Annotated in this window: 18 protein-coding genes; 4 read left to right on the forward strand and 14 right to left on the reverse strand. The window is 70.8% G+C overall.

Features of this window, described 5'->3' with window-relative positions; genetic code table 11:
* Nucleotides 1–54: 54 nt before the first annotated feature.
* From ACWDZ6_RS32380 to ACWDZ6_RS32395, 4 genes are read right to left on the reverse strand one after another with little or no spacing between them, the layout of a single operon-like run.
* Nucleotides 55–957, reverse strand: a complete 903-nt coding sequence (locus ACWDZ6_RS32380; protein ID WP_451505679.1) for an MBL fold metallo-hydrolase — start codon at nt 955–957, stop codon at nt 55–57.
* The gene (locus ACWDZ6_RS32385) at nt 954–1,427 is read right to left on the reverse strand and encodes an ester cyclase (RefSeq protein WP_451505680.1); all 474 of its coding nucleotides are present in this window, start codon (nt 1,425–1,427) and stop codon (nt 954–956) included. Before ACWDZ6_RS32385 ends, ACWDZ6_RS32380 begins: the two co-directional genes overlap by 4 nt.
* A 57-nt stretch (nt 1,428–1,484) precedes the next feature.
* Nucleotides 1,485–2,537 carry a zinc-binding dehydrogenase gene (locus ACWDZ6_RS32390; protein WP_451505681.1) on the reverse strand — a complete coding sequence of 351 codons (1,053 nt, stop codon included), beginning with the start codon at nt 2,535–2,537 and terminating at the stop codon, nt 1,485–1,487.
* Nucleotides 2,534–3,394: an NAD(P)H-binding protein gene (locus ACWDZ6_RS32395; protein ID WP_451505682.1), complete on the reverse strand. Its 861-nt coding sequence runs from the start codon at nt 3,392–3,394 to the stop codon at nt 2,534–2,536. The genes ACWDZ6_RS32390 and ACWDZ6_RS32395 overlap by 4 nt, the downstream gene beginning before the upstream one ends.
* A 281-nt stretch (nt 3,395–3,675) precedes the next feature.
* Between ACWDZ6_RS32395 and ACWDZ6_RS32400 the strand changes: the two genes are divergently transcribed.
* Nucleotides 3,676–4,287, forward strand: a complete 612-nt coding sequence (locus tag ACWDZ6_RS32400) for a DUF2269 family protein (protein ID WP_366736128.1) — start codon at nt 3,676–3,678, stop codon at nt 4,285–4,287.
* A gap of 81 nt (nt 4,288–4,368) precedes the next feature.
* Here ACWDZ6_RS32400 and ACWDZ6_RS32405 read toward each other — a convergent pair whose 3' ends face one another.
* The 9 genes from ACWDZ6_RS32405 to ACWDZ6_RS32445 are packed head-to-tail and all read right to left on the reverse strand — an operon-like array spanning nt 4,369 to nt 11,644.
* The gene (locus ACWDZ6_RS32405) at nt 4,369–5,070 is read right to left on the reverse strand and encodes an indole-3-glycerol-phosphate synthase (RefSeq protein ID WP_451505683.1); all 702 of its coding nucleotides are present in this window, start codon (nt 5,068–5,070) and stop codon (nt 4,369–4,371) included.
* On the reverse strand, nt 5,067–5,732 hold the full coding sequence (gene trpF, locus ACWDZ6_RS32410) for a phosphoribosylanthranilate isomerase (protein WP_451505684.1): 666 nt from the start codon (nt 5,730–5,732) through the stop codon (nt 5,067–5,069). The genes ACWDZ6_RS32405 and trpF overlap by 4 nt, the downstream gene beginning before the upstream one ends.
* Nucleotides 5,732–6,403, reverse strand: a complete 672-nt coding sequence (locus ACWDZ6_RS32415; protein ID WP_451505685.1) for a transglutaminase-like domain-containing protein — start codon at nt 6,401–6,403, stop codon at nt 5,732–5,734. Before ACWDZ6_RS32415 ends, trpF begins: the two co-directional genes overlap by 1 nt.
* A gap of 35 nt (nt 6,404–6,438) precedes the next feature.
* Nucleotides 6,439–7,578, reverse strand: coding sequence for an acyl-CoA dehydrogenase family protein (locus tag ACWDZ6_RS32420; protein WP_451505686.1), 1,140 nt, complete (start codon nt 7,576–7,578; stop codon nt 6,439–6,441).
* Complete coding sequence (locus ACWDZ6_RS32425; RefSeq protein ID WP_326654721.1) at nt 7,578–7,952, reverse strand: ectoine synthase; 375 nt, start codon at nt 7,950–7,952, stop codon at nt 7,578–7,580. The genes ACWDZ6_RS32420 and ACWDZ6_RS32425 overlap by 1 nt, the downstream gene beginning before the upstream one ends.
* Nucleotides 7,939–8,820: a tryptophan synthase subunit alpha gene (gene trpA, locus ACWDZ6_RS32430; protein ID WP_451505687.1), complete on the reverse strand. Its 882-nt coding sequence runs from the start codon at nt 8,818–8,820 to the stop codon at nt 7,939–7,941. The genes ACWDZ6_RS32425 and trpA overlap by 14 nt, the downstream gene beginning before the upstream one ends.
* On the reverse strand, nt 8,813–9,865 hold the full coding sequence (locus ACWDZ6_RS32435; RefSeq protein ID WP_451505688.1) for an anthranilate phosphoribosyltransferase: 1,053 nt from the start codon (nt 9,863–9,865) through the stop codon (nt 8,813–8,815). Before ACWDZ6_RS32435 ends, trpA begins: the two co-directional genes overlap by 8 nt.
* Before the next feature lie 2 nt (nt 9,866–9,867).
* Nucleotides 9,868–10,131 carry a phosphopantetheine-binding protein gene (locus tag ACWDZ6_RS32440; protein ID WP_366736135.1) on the reverse strand — a complete coding sequence of 88 codons (264 nt, stop codon included), beginning with the start codon at nt 10,129–10,131 and terminating at the stop codon, nt 9,868–9,870.
* Between the two features lies 1 nt (nt 10,132).
* Nucleotides 10,133–11,644, reverse strand: a complete 1,512-nt coding sequence (locus tag ACWDZ6_RS32445) for an AMP-binding protein (protein WP_451505689.1) — start codon at nt 11,642–11,644, stop codon at nt 10,133–10,135.
* Nucleotides 11,645–11,915: 271 nt separating this feature from the next.
* Here ACWDZ6_RS32445 and ACWDZ6_RS32450 point away from each other — a divergent pair, with 271 nt between their 5' ends.
* Nucleotides 11,916–12,353 (forward strand): PaaI family thioesterase, encoded by a 438-nt coding sequence (locus ACWDZ6_RS32450; protein WP_451505690.1) that lies wholly within the window; start codon nt 11,916–11,918, stop codon nt 12,351–12,353.
* Between the two features lie 15 nt (nt 12,354–12,368).
* On the opposite strand, the gene ACWDZ6_RS32455 is transcribed toward ACWDZ6_RS32450, so the two are convergent.
* Nucleotides 12,369–12,953 (reverse strand): helix-turn-helix domain-containing protein, encoded by a 585-nt coding sequence (locus ACWDZ6_RS32455; protein WP_451505691.1) that lies wholly within the window; start codon nt 12,951–12,953, stop codon nt 12,369–12,371.
* Nucleotides 12,954–13,030: 77 nt separating this feature from the next.
* Between ACWDZ6_RS32455 and ACWDZ6_RS32460 the strand changes: the two genes are divergently transcribed.
* Both ACWDZ6_RS32460 and ACWDZ6_RS32465 read left to right on the forward strand, forming a co-directional pair.
* Nucleotides 13,031–13,945: a class I SAM-dependent methyltransferase gene (locus tag ACWDZ6_RS32460; RefSeq protein ID WP_451505692.1), complete on the forward strand. Its 915-nt coding sequence runs from the start codon at nt 13,031–13,033 to the stop codon at nt 13,943–13,945.
* Nucleotides 13,946–14,290: 345 nt separating this feature from the next.
* Nucleotides 14,291–15,682, forward strand: a complete 1,392-nt coding sequence (locus ACWDZ6_RS32465) for an MFS transporter (RefSeq protein WP_451505693.1) — start codon at nt 14,291–14,293, stop codon at nt 15,680–15,682.
* The last annotated feature ends 55 nt before the right edge of the window (nt 15,683–15,737 follow it).

Raw genomic sequence — 15,737 nt, forward strand, 5'->3', positions numbered from 1 at the left:
TCACGCCACTGTGGCCCCTCGCGATCCGGATCGCGAGGGGCCACAGTGGCGTGATCAGGCATGACAGGCAGGCAGCCCGCCGTGGTACTCCGCCATCTCGCCGAAGAGCGCACCGACGTCGAGCGGATCACCCGGGGCCGCGCCGTCCAGCTCCGCGTAGGCGCGGTGCAGGTTGGGGACGAGCCGCTCGGAGTCGAGCAGCCCGTCGTACGGGCCGGGTGCCAGCTCGCGGGCGAGTGCGAGCGGCGTCAGCCCGGCGGCCCTGCCGTCGGCGGCCAGCTCACCCAGCCACCGGAAGTACGCCTCGGTGCTGTCGATCAGCTCCGGGCCGCCGACCGGACCGTGCCCCGGCACGACCGTCACGGCGTCGAAGCCACGCAGCCTCTCCATGGCCCGTACCGACCCGGAGACCGACCCCATCAGGCAGAACGGCATGGCACCCGACATCACCAGATCCCCGGTGAACAGCACTCGCTGCTCCGGCAGCCACACCACGGTGTCGTTGGTGGTGTGCGCCGCGGGACCGATGTGCACCAGCTCGGCACGCACCCCGCCGACATACAGCGTCATCCGGTCGCCGAAGGTGATGTGCGGCAGCGTCAGTTCGAGGTCGCCCCAGCACACGCCGGGCCAGAGCCCGGTCAGCCCGAGACCGGCGGCCGACATCTCGGTGCGGGTGCGCTCGTGCGCGACAACCAGCGCTTCGGGGAAGAACTGATTGCCGAAGGTGTGGTCACCGTGGAAGTGGGTGTTGACCACGGTGCGCGGCGGAAGCGGGTTGCGGCGCAGCACTTCGTCGCGCAGATGACGGGCGCGCTGCTCGGTCGCCACGGTGTCGACCAGCATGCTCTGCCCGCCGGCGCCGACGACGAGCCCCGCGTTGTTCAGGCACCAGCCGCCGTCGGGCTGCTCGTAGGCGTGCACCCCGTCCGCTATCTCCGTGAGCGCTGCGGTCACAGCACGTCCGAGGCGACGAATTCGAGCTCCTTGAGCATCGGCAGGTAGTTGAAGATGTCGTAGTGCTCGATGACCTGACCGGCGTCGTTGAAGCGGAGCTCTTCGAGCATGAACCAGGTGACCTTGCGGCCGGTCGGCGCCTTGCCCATGAACTCGCCCTGCTGGCTGGCGGTCACGGTGAGCCGCAGCGCGACGCGGTCGTCCTCGGCCAGGATGCTCTTGACGTCGAGGTGCAGGTCGGGGAAGGCGGCGAGGCCGCCCTGCATCGCGCCGACCATGGCCTGTGAGTCGACCTGGCGGTCCTCGGAGAAGTGCCGGATGTCCGGCGCCCAGTGCTTGATGATGCCGTCGAGCTCCCAGCGGTTCCAGGCCGCGACCATGGACAGGGCGAGCTCCTTGTTGCGCTCCTGGATGCTGCGGTCCGGGGCGGTGGATCCGTCGACGGGCTTCTCGGTCAGGGTTGCGGACATGCTGGCTACCTCGTCTTCGTAGGGAAATTGGGTTCGGGTGAGCAGGCGAAGGGGCGGTCAGGGAATCAGGACGTGCTTGCCGAGGGTGCTGCCCTCCAGCAGCGCGCGTACGGCGCCGGCCGCGCCGTCCAGGGCGTGCCGCCCGGCGATCCGCGGCTGCAGGACGCCCTCGTCCACCAGCCGGTACAGGGCGGCGAGATCGGTGTGGAAGTCCGGTCCCGGCTTGACGTAGTACATGGTCTGCCGGCGTCGGGTGAGCCGGACGAGCCGGGCGAAGAACCGCACGACCGTGCGGCGCAGCGCCGGGACATGCGGCCGGAACCACTGGCCGGGCAGGTAGCCGGCGACGGAGGAGTCGAAGGAGACCAGCGTGCCGTCGTCGGCGAGCATCGCCCAGCTGTCGTCGAGCCCGCGGCCGCCGACGTGGTCGAAGACTGCCTGCACGCCGTTCGGTGCCAGCTCCCTCACCGCGTCGACGAGTGCGGGCGTGCGGTAGTCGAGGGGTTCGGCGCCCAGGGCCCGTACCGCAGCGTGCTTGGCGGGCGAGGCGGTGCCGATGACGCGCACCCCGTGGTGGACGGCGAGCTGGGTGACCAGGGTGCCGACGCCGCCGCTGGCGCCGTGCACCAGAACGGTGTCGCCGGGCTGCGAGCGGGCGAGGCGGTGCAGCATCTGGTAGGCGGTCACGCCGTTGGTGACCAGGGAGACGGCGACCGCCGCGTCCATGCCCTCGGGCACCGAGGCGAGGCCCTTGGCCGGGACCGCGGCGTACTTCTGCCAGGCGCCCTGCCGGGGCATGGCCGCGACCCGGTCACCGACACGGAAGCCGGTGACGCCGGAGCCGGTCTCGGTGATCCGCCCCACCAGGTCGTAGCCGGGGACGAAGGGGAAGGCGGGCGGGAAGGGGTGCAGGTGCTGGAGCATCTGCACCTCGGCGTAGGACACTCCGGCCGCCTCGACCTCGACGACGACCTGCCCCCGGCCCGCAGTGGGCCGGTCAGTGCCGCCGGCGACGATGTGCTGCTCGGGCTCGCCGCTGCCGGTCATGCGCACACAGGGGTTGGGCGACACAGTGCCGCTCTCGGCGGGTGCGGTGGTCTCGACGGTCATGCCGCCACCGCCACGGGCAGCGGTGCGAAGTCGGCCGCGTGGTCGGCGGCCCACCGGGCGAAGGTCAGGGCCGGGCGGCCGGTGATCCGCTCGACGGTGTCCACCGGAACGGGCGGGTTGACGCAGGCGTCGGCGAGGTAGCCGAGCACCATCTCGACGACCGGTGCCGGCATGACCCGGCCCATGAACTCCCGGGCCTGGTCCGGGGTGATCTCCTCGAAGGAGATGGGCCGGCCGGTGGCTTCGGCGATCGCCTTCACCTGGTCGGCCTGGGTGATGGCCTCGGGTCCGGTGACGACGTACGCCTCTCCCGCGTGCCCGTCCTCGAGCAGCGCGGTCGCTGCGACGGCGGCGACGTCCGCCTCGTGGATCAGGACGCGCGGGGCGTTGCCGTACGGCGCGCGGACCACGCTTTCGGTGCGGATCGAGTGCGCCCACTTCCACAGCACATTGGAGGCGAACTCGTCCGGCCGCACGAAGGTCCATTCGAGGCCGGACTCCTCCACGGCCCGCTCCACCGCGCGGTGGTGCTCACCGCTGTGGTTGTCGCCGGAGGTGTCGAGCACGGAGGACGACGACAGCACCACGATCCTGCGAACCCCCGCCTCCTTCGCCGCCGCGACGACCTCGCGGGCGGTCTGCGGCACCGGGAAGAGATACAGGCTCTCGGCCCCCTCCAACGCGGCGTGCACCGTCTCCGGCTGCTCCAGATCGCCCTCGAACACCTCGACCCCGGCGTGGAAGCCGGCGGCGGAGGGTGTCCGGGTCAGCACCCGGACACCGACGCCCGCGGCAACGAGCCGGTCGACCACATGGCGGCCGACAGATCCTGTCGCCCCTGTCACCAGAACTGTCACGACTGCTCCACCCTGTCGGTCCCGGTTCCCCGGGACACCTCGGTCCTTGTGGCTGCCAGACTCGGAAAGTGTGCTGGAGGAATCCCGGAGGCCTGCTGGAGGCCGGGTCCGGACAGCCGTCCCCCGGCTCCAGACGTATGACGCAGTGCGCGACCCCCGGGCGCGGAGCCCTGGATTCCGGCTCCACCCTCACTCGACTTCGTCCCGGGAGCGTGGGTGATTCGCCGAGGACGCCGTCGAGCCCCGACGGCTACCCCACCCCTCTCCGAAAGTGAGTCGCCTTGTCCGCTCCGGCAGTCGACACCCAGCCGAACCAGCCACCACGAAAGCCGCGCACCGGAGGAACAACCCGCAACAGCAAGACCGGTAAGAAGAAATTCGAACTGGGCCGGGGAGCGCGGAAGCTGACCCTGGCCATCCATGTCGTCACCTCGGTCGGCTGGGTGGGCCTCTCGCTCGCCATGGCCGTTCTGGCGGTCATGGGCTGCACGACCGACGACGCGGCGATCGCCAAGGGCGTCTACTACGCGATGTACGTCTTCGACGACACCTGTGTCACGGTCTTCAGCATCACCGCGGCGATCACCGGCATCCTGCTGTCCTGCGGGACCAAGTGGGGCCTGCTGCTGCACTGGTGGATCGTGGTCAAGTGGGTGATCACCCTCTTCATGACGATCTTCGCGTGGTTCGTGATCCACCCCGTCGTCACCACGGCCAGCCGCAACACCGCTGTGGCGGGCAACGAACCGCCGGACCCGGGCTCGTCGGCCGACTTCCTCGTCTGGAGTGTCCCCGGCCTGTTCGTCCTGCTCACCGTCGCCGCCGTGGTCTCCGTCTACAAGCCCTGGGGCCGCACCTCCCGCGGCCGCCGCGCCAGGCCCGCGCGCCGCTGACGGGGCACGCGGCATCGACCGCCGGACAGGCCCGGTCCCCGGGCCTGTCCGGCGCCTCGTTCCGGCGCCCTGATTCCTGTCCTAAGGCCTGGCGGAGCGGGCCTTGTCGAGCCGGTCAGACCAGGCCGACACGCTGTCCGTGGCCAGCAGGCCGGTGCCGATGAGCAGGGCCTTGAAGCCGGCGTCCAGAAGGGCGGCGGCTTCCTGCGGGTCGGTGATGCCGCTGGCGCTGACGGGACAGGGGGTGCCGGTGCGGCGCACGGCGGGGAGCAGGGTCAGACCCCGGGAGGGGTCGGCCGGCAGGCGCTCGCGGGTGGCGATGTCCTTGTTGTTGACCGCGATGACCGACTCGGTGGGGTGGGCCGTGGCCGCCGCGGCCAGCTCGGCCCCGTCGGCTACCTCGACAAAGGGCGTCAGACCGATCGACAGCGCGTGGGCGGCCAGCCGGGCGAGCGTAGGCGCGGGGAGCAGCTTGGCGGTCAGCAGCACCGCGGCCGCCCCCAGTTCGAGGGAGCGGTCCAGATGGCGCCTGCTGGTGATGAAGTCCTTGCGCAGCAGCGGGAGTTCCGTACGGGACGCCACCTCCCGCAGCAGGGCCTCCGTGCCGCCGAACCAGCGGCCGGTGACCACCGAGATACAGGGCGCGCCCGCCTCCTCGTACCGCTCGACCGTCTCGGCGACGCTGCGCCCGGCCAGCAGGTCGCGGCCGTCGGCGTCTTGCCGTTTCACCTCCATGACCAGGGGGCGGGGGCAGGTCAGGAGTGCCTTTACGAAGGTGCTCATGCGGACCGCCAGGCGCGGGCCACCGCGGCCGCCCGCCCGGCCTTCAGCAGGCCGTCGTCGCCGCGTGCCGCCGAGTCGACGTCGATGCCGAGGAAGCGGGGGTGGGCGCGGGCGCGGGCGAAGTCGTCGCTGTTGCCGTCGTGCAGGCCGCCCGCGAGCAGGAAGGGCAGGTTGGTGCGGTCGGCGAGGGCGGTGACCGCCGCGTCGTTCAAGGGCTGCGCCGTGGAGCCGATCCGCCCGTCGTCGCCCACCGCGTCGAAGAGGAAGCAGTCGGCGCCCGCCCGTTCGTACGCTCCGGTCAGCCGGTCCTCCAGACACGAACCGCCTTGCAGATGCAGCACCTTGGCGATCTTCAGACCTCCGGGGCTCTGCCGGCGCAGCGCCCGTACCAGGCCCGGCGGCTGGAAGCCGTGCAGCTGGACCCAGCGTGCGCCCGAAGCGGCCGCCGCCTCGGCCAGTGCGCCGGCGTCGGACGAGAACGTCACCAGCACCGGGTCGGGCCCGGCGTTCAGGGCCGCCGCCGAGAGCGTGGCAAGGAGGCCGGACGACAGGTCGGACCTGCCGCCCCGCACGCCGTGCCAGAGCCCGATCAGGTCCGCGCCCGCCGCCGCCATTCCCGCCACTTCGCCCTCGGTCGTGGCTCCGCAGAATTTGACCAGCACTAGGCGCCCGCCGCGTCCTGGACCAGGGATCCCTCGGCGAAACCGGTGGTGCCCGCCCGCAGCAGACCGGGGTGGTTCCTGCGCAGGTCCTCGACGACCCGGGTGTACGGCAGGTCGTCGAACTCGCCGTGGAACCGCAGGAACTCCATCTGGCGGCGGCCCCTCAGGTCGAAGGGGTGGTGAACGCTGTCGGCCGTTCCGTCGAATTCCAGGGGGGTCATGGCGTACAGCCGGCAGAGGGTCTTGTTGAAGACCGGGGTCGCCTTGATCCAGCGGCCGTCCAGCCTCAGCGTGGTGAGGCAGTGCTGGTGGAACACGTCACCGCCCAGCAGCTCCTTGAGCCGGGCGGACGCCAGGTGGTTGCGCACGTCGGTGAGGACCAGCCGGGCCGGGATGCCGAGCGAGCGCAGGCAGGCCGCGTACAGCACCGACTTGTGCAGGCACATGCCGGAGCCCGTGCGGACGACGCTGCTCGCCCGCAGGCCCTCGCGGCTGAGGTCGGCGCCGTACACCTCGTAACGGATAGTGTCGCGCACCGCGTAGTAGAGCGCGACCGCCTGCTCCCTGGGGATGGCGGCGTCACCGAGTGCGGCGGCGGTGAAGTCGCGTACCTCCGGGGAGTCGTGGTCGATGAAGGCCGTGGCGGCCTGGGTGAGGGTCGTTGCAGTCATGCTGAGGTCGCTTCCGTGAGAGGCCGGTCGGCCCGCTAGAGGCCCAGCAGGGCGGCGAGGCGGTTGCGCTGGATCTCCGAGGTGCCGGAATAGATGGTTCCGGCGACCGAGTTGCGCAGTTCCTTCTCCATGCCGTACTCGGCCATGTAGCCGTTTCCGCCGAAGATCTGCACGGCGCTGAGGGCGGAGGCGAGGTTCGCCTCGCTGGTGACAAGCTTGGCCATGGCGATGTCGCGGCTGACGTTCTCGCCGGCCGCCATCTTCTCGGCGGTGCCGTACAGCCACTGGCGGGCGGACTCCACCCCGATCTCCATGTCCACGATCTTGTGCGAGACGGCCTGGTACGAACCGATCGGCTGCCCGAACTGGGTGCGGTTTTTCGCGTACTCGACACAGCGGTTGACCCGGTCGCGCATTTCCCCCGCGTTGATGACGAAGGAGCACAGGATCTCCCACCGCATCACATGGTCGAGCACCAGGAATCCGCCGCCGGGGCGGCCGACGACCTGGGACGCGGGGACGCGGCAGTCGTCGAAGAACAGCTCGCACAGCGGGGAGGTCCGCAGGCCCATCTTGGCGATCGGGGCGCCGACCTGAAGGCCCGGCGTGTCCCGTTCCACCAGGAAAGCGGTCATCGACAGCGGTCCGGGGCGGTCGCTGGTGCGGGCGTAGACCGTGAACAGATCGGCGACCGGGCCGTTGCTGACGAAGGCCTTGCTGCCGTTGAGCACGAAGCTGTCGCCGTCGCGCAGCGCCCGGGTCCGCATCGCCAGTGCGTCCGACCCGCTGCCGGGCTCGCTGATGGCGTGACAGCCGATCAGCGAGCCCGAGCAGACGTCCGGCAGGAAGCGCTCCTTGAGCTCTGCCGAGCCGAACCGCTGCAGCGGCACCCCGGTGGAAACCAGATGGGTGCAGACCGAGAAGTTGAGCCCCCCGTCACGGCAGCCCTCGCCGAGCCTCTCAAGGACGTACATCGTGGTCAGCAGGGACTGGCCGAGGCCGCCCCACCGCTCGTCGAAGGGCAGGCCCAGGATGCCGGTGGAGGCCAGGTCCGCCCAGCCCTCGCGCGAGAAGGCCGCATCCGCGTCCCGCGCGACATGTCCGGCGCTGAGCTTGTCGAACCAGGGCGTCAGACCGTCGCGGAGGGCCTGCTGGTCAGCGGTCCAATTGATCATCAGTAGTGGGAGTACTCGGCCGCGTCCACGTCATGGCGCTCGTCGCCACGCAGCGCCGGGGTGAACATGCACACCAGGCGCAGGTCCTCGTGCGGGGAGGCGACGAGCCAGTGCGCGTCGTGCCGGTCCAGCGCGTAGAGCGTGCCCGGGGTGATCGGGTACGCGTTGCCCTCGGTGTCGACCACCTCGCCGCTGCCCTCGATGCAGTAGCAGGACTCCAGGTGGTTGCGGTACTCCAGACGGGACTTGGTGCCCGCGTGGACGATGGTGTCGGTGACGGAGTAGCCGACCCCGTCCGCCTGGGTGAGGAAGCGGCGGCTGAGGCCGTTGCCCCAGTTGACGCTGGGGACTTCGTCGAGCTTACGGACGATCATGGATCGGTTCCTTTCGTGTTCGCAGCTCCCGCACGAAGGAGCGGAACTCCTCGACGGGATCGCCGCCCCGGTTGAGTGCGGCTTCGATACGCGACACCCCCGCGCTCCCGACGACGGCGGCATCGGCACCGAGCTCCGCCAGGAGATCGATGTCGTGCGCCGTCCTGACCCCGAAGCCGACGGCAACGGGAGCGGACGCGGTGGTACGCAGGGTGGTGACCGCCGCCCGGAGCCGCTCCCGGTCCGGCGCGGCCGTGGTGCCGCTGCGGCCGTAGTGGGCGACCAGGTACAGGTAGGCGGTGGCGTGCTGCGCCGCTTCGGCCACGGCATCGGGGCCGGAGACGGCGTAGCAGGTCGTGACGAGCGGCAGCGCCGCCCGGTGCGCGGCCTCGTAGTGGGCCAGGCGCTGCCGGGGCGGCACGCCGTGCAAGAGGAGTCCGTCGCAGCCGGCGTCGGCCACAGCGGCGCTGAAGTCGTCCGCGGTGGAGCCTCTGACGGTGTGGCTCCAGTCGGCGAGCAGCGCGATCCGAAGCCGCTTCAGGCCCGACCGTACGGCCGAGACGGCCTTCAGCACGCCGGCCAGGTCCACGCCGTCGGCGAGTGCACGGTCGGCGGAGGCGCGGATGACCGGACCGTCGGTGACCGAGCCGGGGAAGGGGACGGCGAGTTCGAGGCAGTCGACCTCGTTCTCGTCGAGCATCGCCACGAGTTCGGGCAGGGCCTCCAGCGGTGGGTCGCCCGCATTGAGGAAGACGGCGAGTCCGGGCCGCCCCGGAGCTCGGTGGGCGAAGAAGGCACGGTCGGAGAAGACAGGATCGGAGAAAGCACGGTCGGAGAACGCAGGGTCGGAGAAGGAACGGTCAGGCACGGGTCACGGCTCGCTTTCCGGCACGCAACCGCTCGATCAGCGCGAGGACCGCGCCGTCCCGGACCACCGCGCGGGCGGCTCCCAGCGCGGCATGCCAGTCGCCGGTCAGCCGGCCGGCGACGGCAAGCGCCGCGGCATTGAGGCAGACGGTCTCCTCGGCCGCCGGGCGGCCCCGGCCGGCCAGTACGTCGAGGAAGCCTTCCACCAGGTCACCGCCCACCGGCCGCAGGTCCTCGAGCGATCCCGCGCCGAGCCCGAGCGCGGCCGGGTCGAGTGTGAACTCGTCCTCCCCACCGCCCTCGTACGTGCGCACCCGGTTGGGGACGAAGCCGAGGAGCTCGTCGGCGCCGCGCTCGTTGGTGCACAGCCACACCGTCCGGCCGGTCCGGTCCGCGGTGTGCCGGGCCGCATCACGCAGCCCGGGGACGAGCCGCGGGTCGGAGACCCCGGTGACCTGGGCGCCGACCGGCATGTCGGCGAGGAAAGGGCCGACCGCGTTGACGAAACGGCCCAGCTTCCGCACGTCCAGCGGCAGCACGGAGCGGGCCAGCAGGGACAGTTCCACGGGATAGACGAACGGCCCGGCGAAGGCGATGCCGCAGCGATCAAGAACCTCGGCGGTCTCCTCGTACGACCTGGTGAGGCCGATACCGAGGCGCTCCAGCAGATCGACGGAGCCCAGGCTGGAGGTATAGGCGCGCGAACCGGTCTTGACGACCCTGGTGCCCATCGCGGCAGCGGTGAGTGCGGCCGCCGTGGAGATGTTGAGGGTGGGCGGCCCGCCGCCCGTGCCGACGACGTTGACCGCGTGCGGGAGGGAGCCCACTGCACCCGACGCGCCGTGCCGCGGGCGCCGCTCGGCCAGTGAACCGAGCAGCGCCCCCAGCGTGACGCGGTCCGGCATCCGAGTGGAGAGGGAGGCCAGCAGGGCCACGGCCTCGCCCCGGCGCAGTCCGCCGTCGTGGAGCCGGTCCCAGAAGGCGTGCCAGTCCCCCGCCTCCACCGGACGGTCCTGGGCGATGAGCGCGGCGACTGCTGCGTGCATGGCTAGGCGGCCCCCGCCCGCTCGCGGGACGCGTGGGCGATGAACTCCCCGATGGAGGCGACCGACTTGAAGGAGTCCGGGTCGAGGTCGACCTCGTCGGTGTTGATGCCGTAGCGGTCCTCCAGCCAGGCGATCACCTTGAGCAGGCCGAGGCTGTCGATGATGCCGTTCTCCAGCAGGTCGAGGTCGTCGTCCAGATCCCCTGCGGACACATCGGGCAGGAACTGCTCGACCACGAACTCCTTGATGGACCGGGCGTATTGCATGTCAGTTCTCCTTGGTGAAGTGGTCCCGCACGACGCGGTCGCGGTCGACCTTGCCGGTGGAGGTCCTGGGCAGCGGCTCGTCGGTGACGCGCAGCGCCGAGGGGATCGCGGCCCGGGGCAGCCCGCGAGCCAGGTGCCCGCGCAGGGAAAGGCTGTGGAGGGCCGAGCCGGGGGTGCGCCGCGCGACGGCGTGCAGCAGCCGGCCGGCCACCGCATCGGGCAGCGCGACGACGGCGGCTTCGGTGACGCCGGGGTGTTCGAGCAGTACGTGCTCCACCTCCTGCGGGTTGATCCGCACCCCGCGGATCTTGACCTGGAAGTCGGTCCGGCCGGAGAGAGTGAGGGTGCCGTCCGCGGCGCGGCATACCAGGTCACCGCTGCGGAACCAGCGCTGCCCGTCGGCCCCTTCGGGGTTCGGGACGAACGCGCCGGACGCGGCCGCGGCTCCCGCGTAGCCCTCGGACTGGAAGGGGGTACGGACATACAGTTCCCCGGTTCCGGGGCCGTCCAGGACACCCCCGTCGGCGGTGACCAGGAGGGCGGACACACCGGGCAGCGGGCGGCCGAGTGGCAGCGGCCGGTCCGCGGGCTCGGCGCCTGTCATCTCGTACAGGAAGCTGTCGTTGGTCTCGGTGCAGCCGTAGAGGTTGTACAGCCGCGCGCCCGGCAGCACCCCGGGCAGGGCGGCCCTTACGGGGGCGGGCAGGGTGTCGCCGGTGGACAGGGCGTGCCGGACGGAGGGGAGCGTGCGGCCCTCGGCCTGTGCGGCGTCGGTGAGCAGCCGGTAGAACATCGGCACCGACTGGACGATCTCCACCTCGTACCGGGCGATGAGGTCGACGAGATGAGCGCCCTGCGCGGCGTGGTCCGGATCGACGAGGACGACGCGGCCGCCGTGCGCGAGCGTGGCCCAGACGTCGAGGAGGCACAGGTCGAAGTTGAGGGGCGCGTAGTTGAGGACGGTGGTGCCGGGGCCGATGCCGAATGCCTCGCCCGCCCAGGCGGTGAAGCGGTCCAGGGCGGCGGCGGTCAGCGGCACGGTCTTGGGCAGTCCGGTGGACCCTGACGTGGTGAGCAGCAGGGCCGCGCTGTCCGGCAGCGCGGGCGCCACCGGTTCCGGAGCCGGTGCGTGCGGCTGCGGCTGCGGCTGCGGCTGGTTGTCCGGGGTGAGTACGTGCCGGACGCCGACCTGCTCGTACAGCCGCTCCCGCACGTCGGCGCCGAGCGTCGACGATGGCAGCAGCAACGGCCTGCGCTCCAGCAGGCAGGCCAGGACCAGCGCGATGGTCGCGGGCGACTTGGCCGCGGGGACGGCGAGCGGGCTGTCGGACGGGAGGTCCCTGATCCGGGCCCGCTCCCGCTCCGCGCGAGCCAGCAGCTCGCCGTAACCGACTTCCTCGCCCCGCCACACCAGGGCCGTCGCCCCCGGAGCGAGGCGGGCGTGCCCGAGCACCGAGCCGACGAGCGTGTGCTGCCGCCGTGTCCCGACGGTGGCGGTCCCGATGCCGTTCACGGCCCCCGCTCCTTCCACTCCGCACGCCTCGTACCTGTCTGGTCCGATGGTGGTTTCGGGAGCTGGAGGCTCGTTGGAGCGCCGCTTTAGGGTCGGCCCGCCGACGGCATTCAGGGCCCGTCCCGGCCCTGTTCGGCCTCGACGAACAGGGCCTGTGTGTCCGGTACCCCGCGTCCCGGTCGTGCCGGCCATGTGGGCGCGAGGGACGCGTGCTTGCCCTGGCTGTCAGTTGGGCCCTTGGCTGTCAGTGGGGAGTTGTTCAATGTGGCTCATGGAGATGGATACGCACAGGCGTGGGTTGTTCTGGGATGTGCAGGCGGGGCGGGTCCCACCGCCCCCTGCGGCGGTGCTGCTCGGCTGGGAACTGGTCCGCGTGGATCCGGAGCGGGGGACCATAGAGGTGGCATTTCAGGCGGGCGAGCAGTTCACGAACCCTGTCGGCGTGATCCAGGGCGGGTTCCTGGCCGCGATGCTCGACGACACCCTGGGGCCGGCGCTGGTCGCGACGCTGCCGGAAAAGCAGTTCGCGCCGACTCTCGATCTCCATGTTCAGTTTCTCCGTCCCGCCCGCCCCGGAAAGCTTCTGGGACGCGGACGGGTCGTACAGCGCGGCAAGGATGTGTGCTTTCTCGCCGGTGAGCTCATCGGCCCCGACGACAGGCCGGTGGCGGTGGCGACCGCGACCGCACGAATCCAGACCATTCGTTGATAGTCATTCATGCCGTCACGCGCTGGGCTTCGCACGGACGTGCATGCGCTCCCCCTGCCTCCCGAAGAGACTGAGGATCTCGACGGGTTGCCCGTCCGCGCTGCTGAACCAGTGCGGCAGGCGGGTGTCGAACTCGGCCGCCTCGCCGGGGCCGAGGACCAGATCGTGCTCGCCGATGACGAGCCGTAGCCGGCCGTCCAGCACGTACAGCCACTCGTAGCCCTCGTGCGTGCGGCGATCCGGCTCCGCACCCCGGTCGGAGATGATCATCTTGTACGCCTGAAGGGGTCCCGGGGTCCGGGTCAGGGGGACGAACGTACCGCCGTTCGGCAAGGGGTGGGGTGTCAGCCGAATGCGGGGATCCCCCACTTCGGGGGCGCCGACCAGGTCGTCGAGGGGAACGCGGTACGCACCGGCGAGCGGCAGCAGCAGTTCCAGGCTGGGGCGGCGCTGTCCGGATTCCAGCCGGGAGAGGGTGCTCTTGGAGATGCCGGTCACCTCGGAGAGCGCGGCCAGGGTGAGGCCACGTTTGGCACGCAGCCGTCTGAGCCGGGGAGCGACCTCGTCGAGAACCGCTTGGTAGGGCGGGGTTTCGTCCATACGGGCATTCCACCCCGCTGTCCCGGAATTGGCAACAGAAGTTGCCATCGCCATGCGGCGGGGGCACGCTCCCCCGCATGAGCACACACCGCGATTCCGGACACGGACACAACCACACCGACGTCGACTGGGAGGTCATGGCTGCCCACCTGGAGCACAGTGGCGAACTGCAGCTCCCGGTCCTCCGCGCGACGGCGGCCCGCCTGAGGGAGCTGCTCGAACCGGAGAAGAAAGTCCGGCGGATCCTCGACATCGGCAGCGGGCCGGGAGTGATGACCTGCGTGTTCGCCGAGGCCTTCGCGGACGCCGAGGCGGTCGCCGTGGACGGCACCCCGGGGCTGCTGGACCGAGCCCTGGTTCGCGCCGAGCGGCTCGGCCTCGGAGGCAGGGTGTCCGTCCGGCACGCAGAGCTGCCCGAGGGCCTGCACGGTGGTGAGGCCCCCGGGGAAGGCGGCCTCGGCACGGCGGATCTGGTCTGGAGCAGCAAGGCCGTGCACCACCTCGGCGATCAGCAGGGCGCGTTGAATGCGCTCGCCCGTGTGCTGAGTCCCGGCGGGCTGCTCGCCGTGGCGGAGGGCGGCCTGCCGATGCGCTTCCTCCCACGCGACATCGGCATCGGCAGGCCGGGCCTCCAGGCCCGGCTCGACGTCGTCCAGGAGCGCTGGTTCGAGATCATGCGAGCCGAGCTGCCCGGCAGCACCGCCCTGGTCGAGGACTGGCCCGCGATGCTCAGCCGCGCCGGTCTCACCCGCGTCGGCAGCTTCACGTCTCTCCTTGACCTGCCGGCACCCCTGGACGCGACGGCCCGCGCCTTCCTGCACTCCCAGCTGACCCGGCTGCGGGAGACGATGAGCGAGTCCCTGGAGGTGGAGGACCGCGGGACACTCGACGTGCTGCTCGATCCCGGGGCGCCCGAGGGAATCCTGCGGCGGCCCGACGCCTTCCTCCTCTCCGCCACCACGGTCTTTACGGGCGTGCGCTCGGCTCGGTGACCGTGCCGGCCATAGGAGGCCGGCGGCGTCCGGGCCGCAACCGGCCCGCGTACGCAGCGGGCCGGGCGCATTGAACCCGGTGCGGAAGCGATGGCGTACGGCAGGCCCTCGTGGTCGGTCGCGACCACGGCCCGGCACACCCGCCTCCCGAGAGACCGGTCGGACTCCCCCGGCCATCCCCTCGGCCTCCGTCCACAGCGTTCACCACCTGTCGGCACGTCCGGCTGTCCTGCCCTGCCCACCGTTGCCCGGCGGCCGGGCTTCGGGAGTCACCGGAGAACGGAGTTCATGTTGAAGCCAATCAGTGCGGGACGAGATGAGGCAGCAGCCAGAAGTGCGGAATGGATGCCTTCAGTCCGGTGGGCGCTCGCAGGACTTTCGCTGTCCATGCTGCTGTCCTCGCTCGGCACCAGCATCGCCAATGTGGGCCTGCCGACGTTGGCTCAGGCGTTCACCGCCTCTTTCCAGGAAGTCCAGTGGATCGTCCTCGCCTATCTCCTCGGCATCACCACCCTGATCGTCAGCGTCGGACGGCTCGGCGACATCCTCGGCCGCCGGCGGCTGCTACTGGCCGGAATCTTCCTGTTCACGGTTGCCTCGGTCCTGTGCGGCGTCGCGCCCACGCTCTGGCTGCTGATTGCCGCCCGGGCGGCGCAGGGGCTCGGAGCAGCCGTCATGATGGCTCTCACCATGGCCTTTATTGGCGAGACGGTTCCGAAGGAAAAGACCGGCAGGGCCATGGGGCTACTCGGAACGATGTCCGCGATCGGCACCGCTCTCGGTCCGTCGCTGGGCGGCGCTCTGATCTCCGGACTCGGTTGGCGGGCAATCTTCCTCGTCAACGCACCGCTGGGCATCCTCACTTTTCTTCTCGCGCACCGCTACCTGCCCGTCGACCGACGGGTGCCCAGGACTGATCGGGCCGGCTTCGACAATGTGGGCACCCTGCTGCTTGCTCTGACGCTGGCGGCTTACGCACTCGCCATGACAATGGGACGCGGCAGTTTCGGTTCGCTCAACGTCGCTCTGCTGTTGGCTGCTGTCTTGGGAGTCGGCCTCTTCGTGCGTGCCGAGGCGAGAGCAGCCTCACCTTTGATCCGATTGGCCATGTTCCGTGATCCAGTGCTGAGCGCGAGCCTCGCCACGAGCACGCTCGTCTCGACGGTGATGATGGCGACGCTGGTGGTCGGGCCGTTCTATCTTTCTCGTACGCTCGGGCTCGATGAGGCTCTTGTCGGACTCGTCCTGTCGGTCGGTCCGCTTGTCACCGCGCTGACCGGTGTGCCGGCCGGTCGCATTGCGGACCGTTTCGGCGCACAGCGCATGACCATCGTCGGGCTCATCGGAATAGCGGCCGGTTCCTTCATTCTGTCCATGATGTCGGCGACTCCCAGCATCTCCGGCTACCTCGGCCCCATCGTCGTCATCACCGTCGGCTATGCGACGTTCCAGACGGCCAACAACACCGCAGTCATGGCAGATATCCGCCCGGATCAGCGCGGCGTCACTTCCGGCATGCTCAACCTGTCGCGCAATCTCGGGCTTATCACCGGGACATCCGTCATGGGTGCTGTGTTCGCGCTCGCGTCGGCGACGACCGACGTCACAACGGCGCCTTCCGAGGCCGTTGCCACCGGGATGCGGTTCACCTTCGCAGTCGCGGCGATTCTGATCGTCGTCGCACTCGCCATTGCGCTTCGAAGCCGTGCTCTCTCACGACGCACCCAAGGTGCATGATTGCCCGCGGCCGGGGCCCCACGCCGGATCCGGCGTGGGGCCCCGGCCGCGGGCA

Source organism: Streptomyces sp. NPDC002926, from assembly GCF_053591755.1.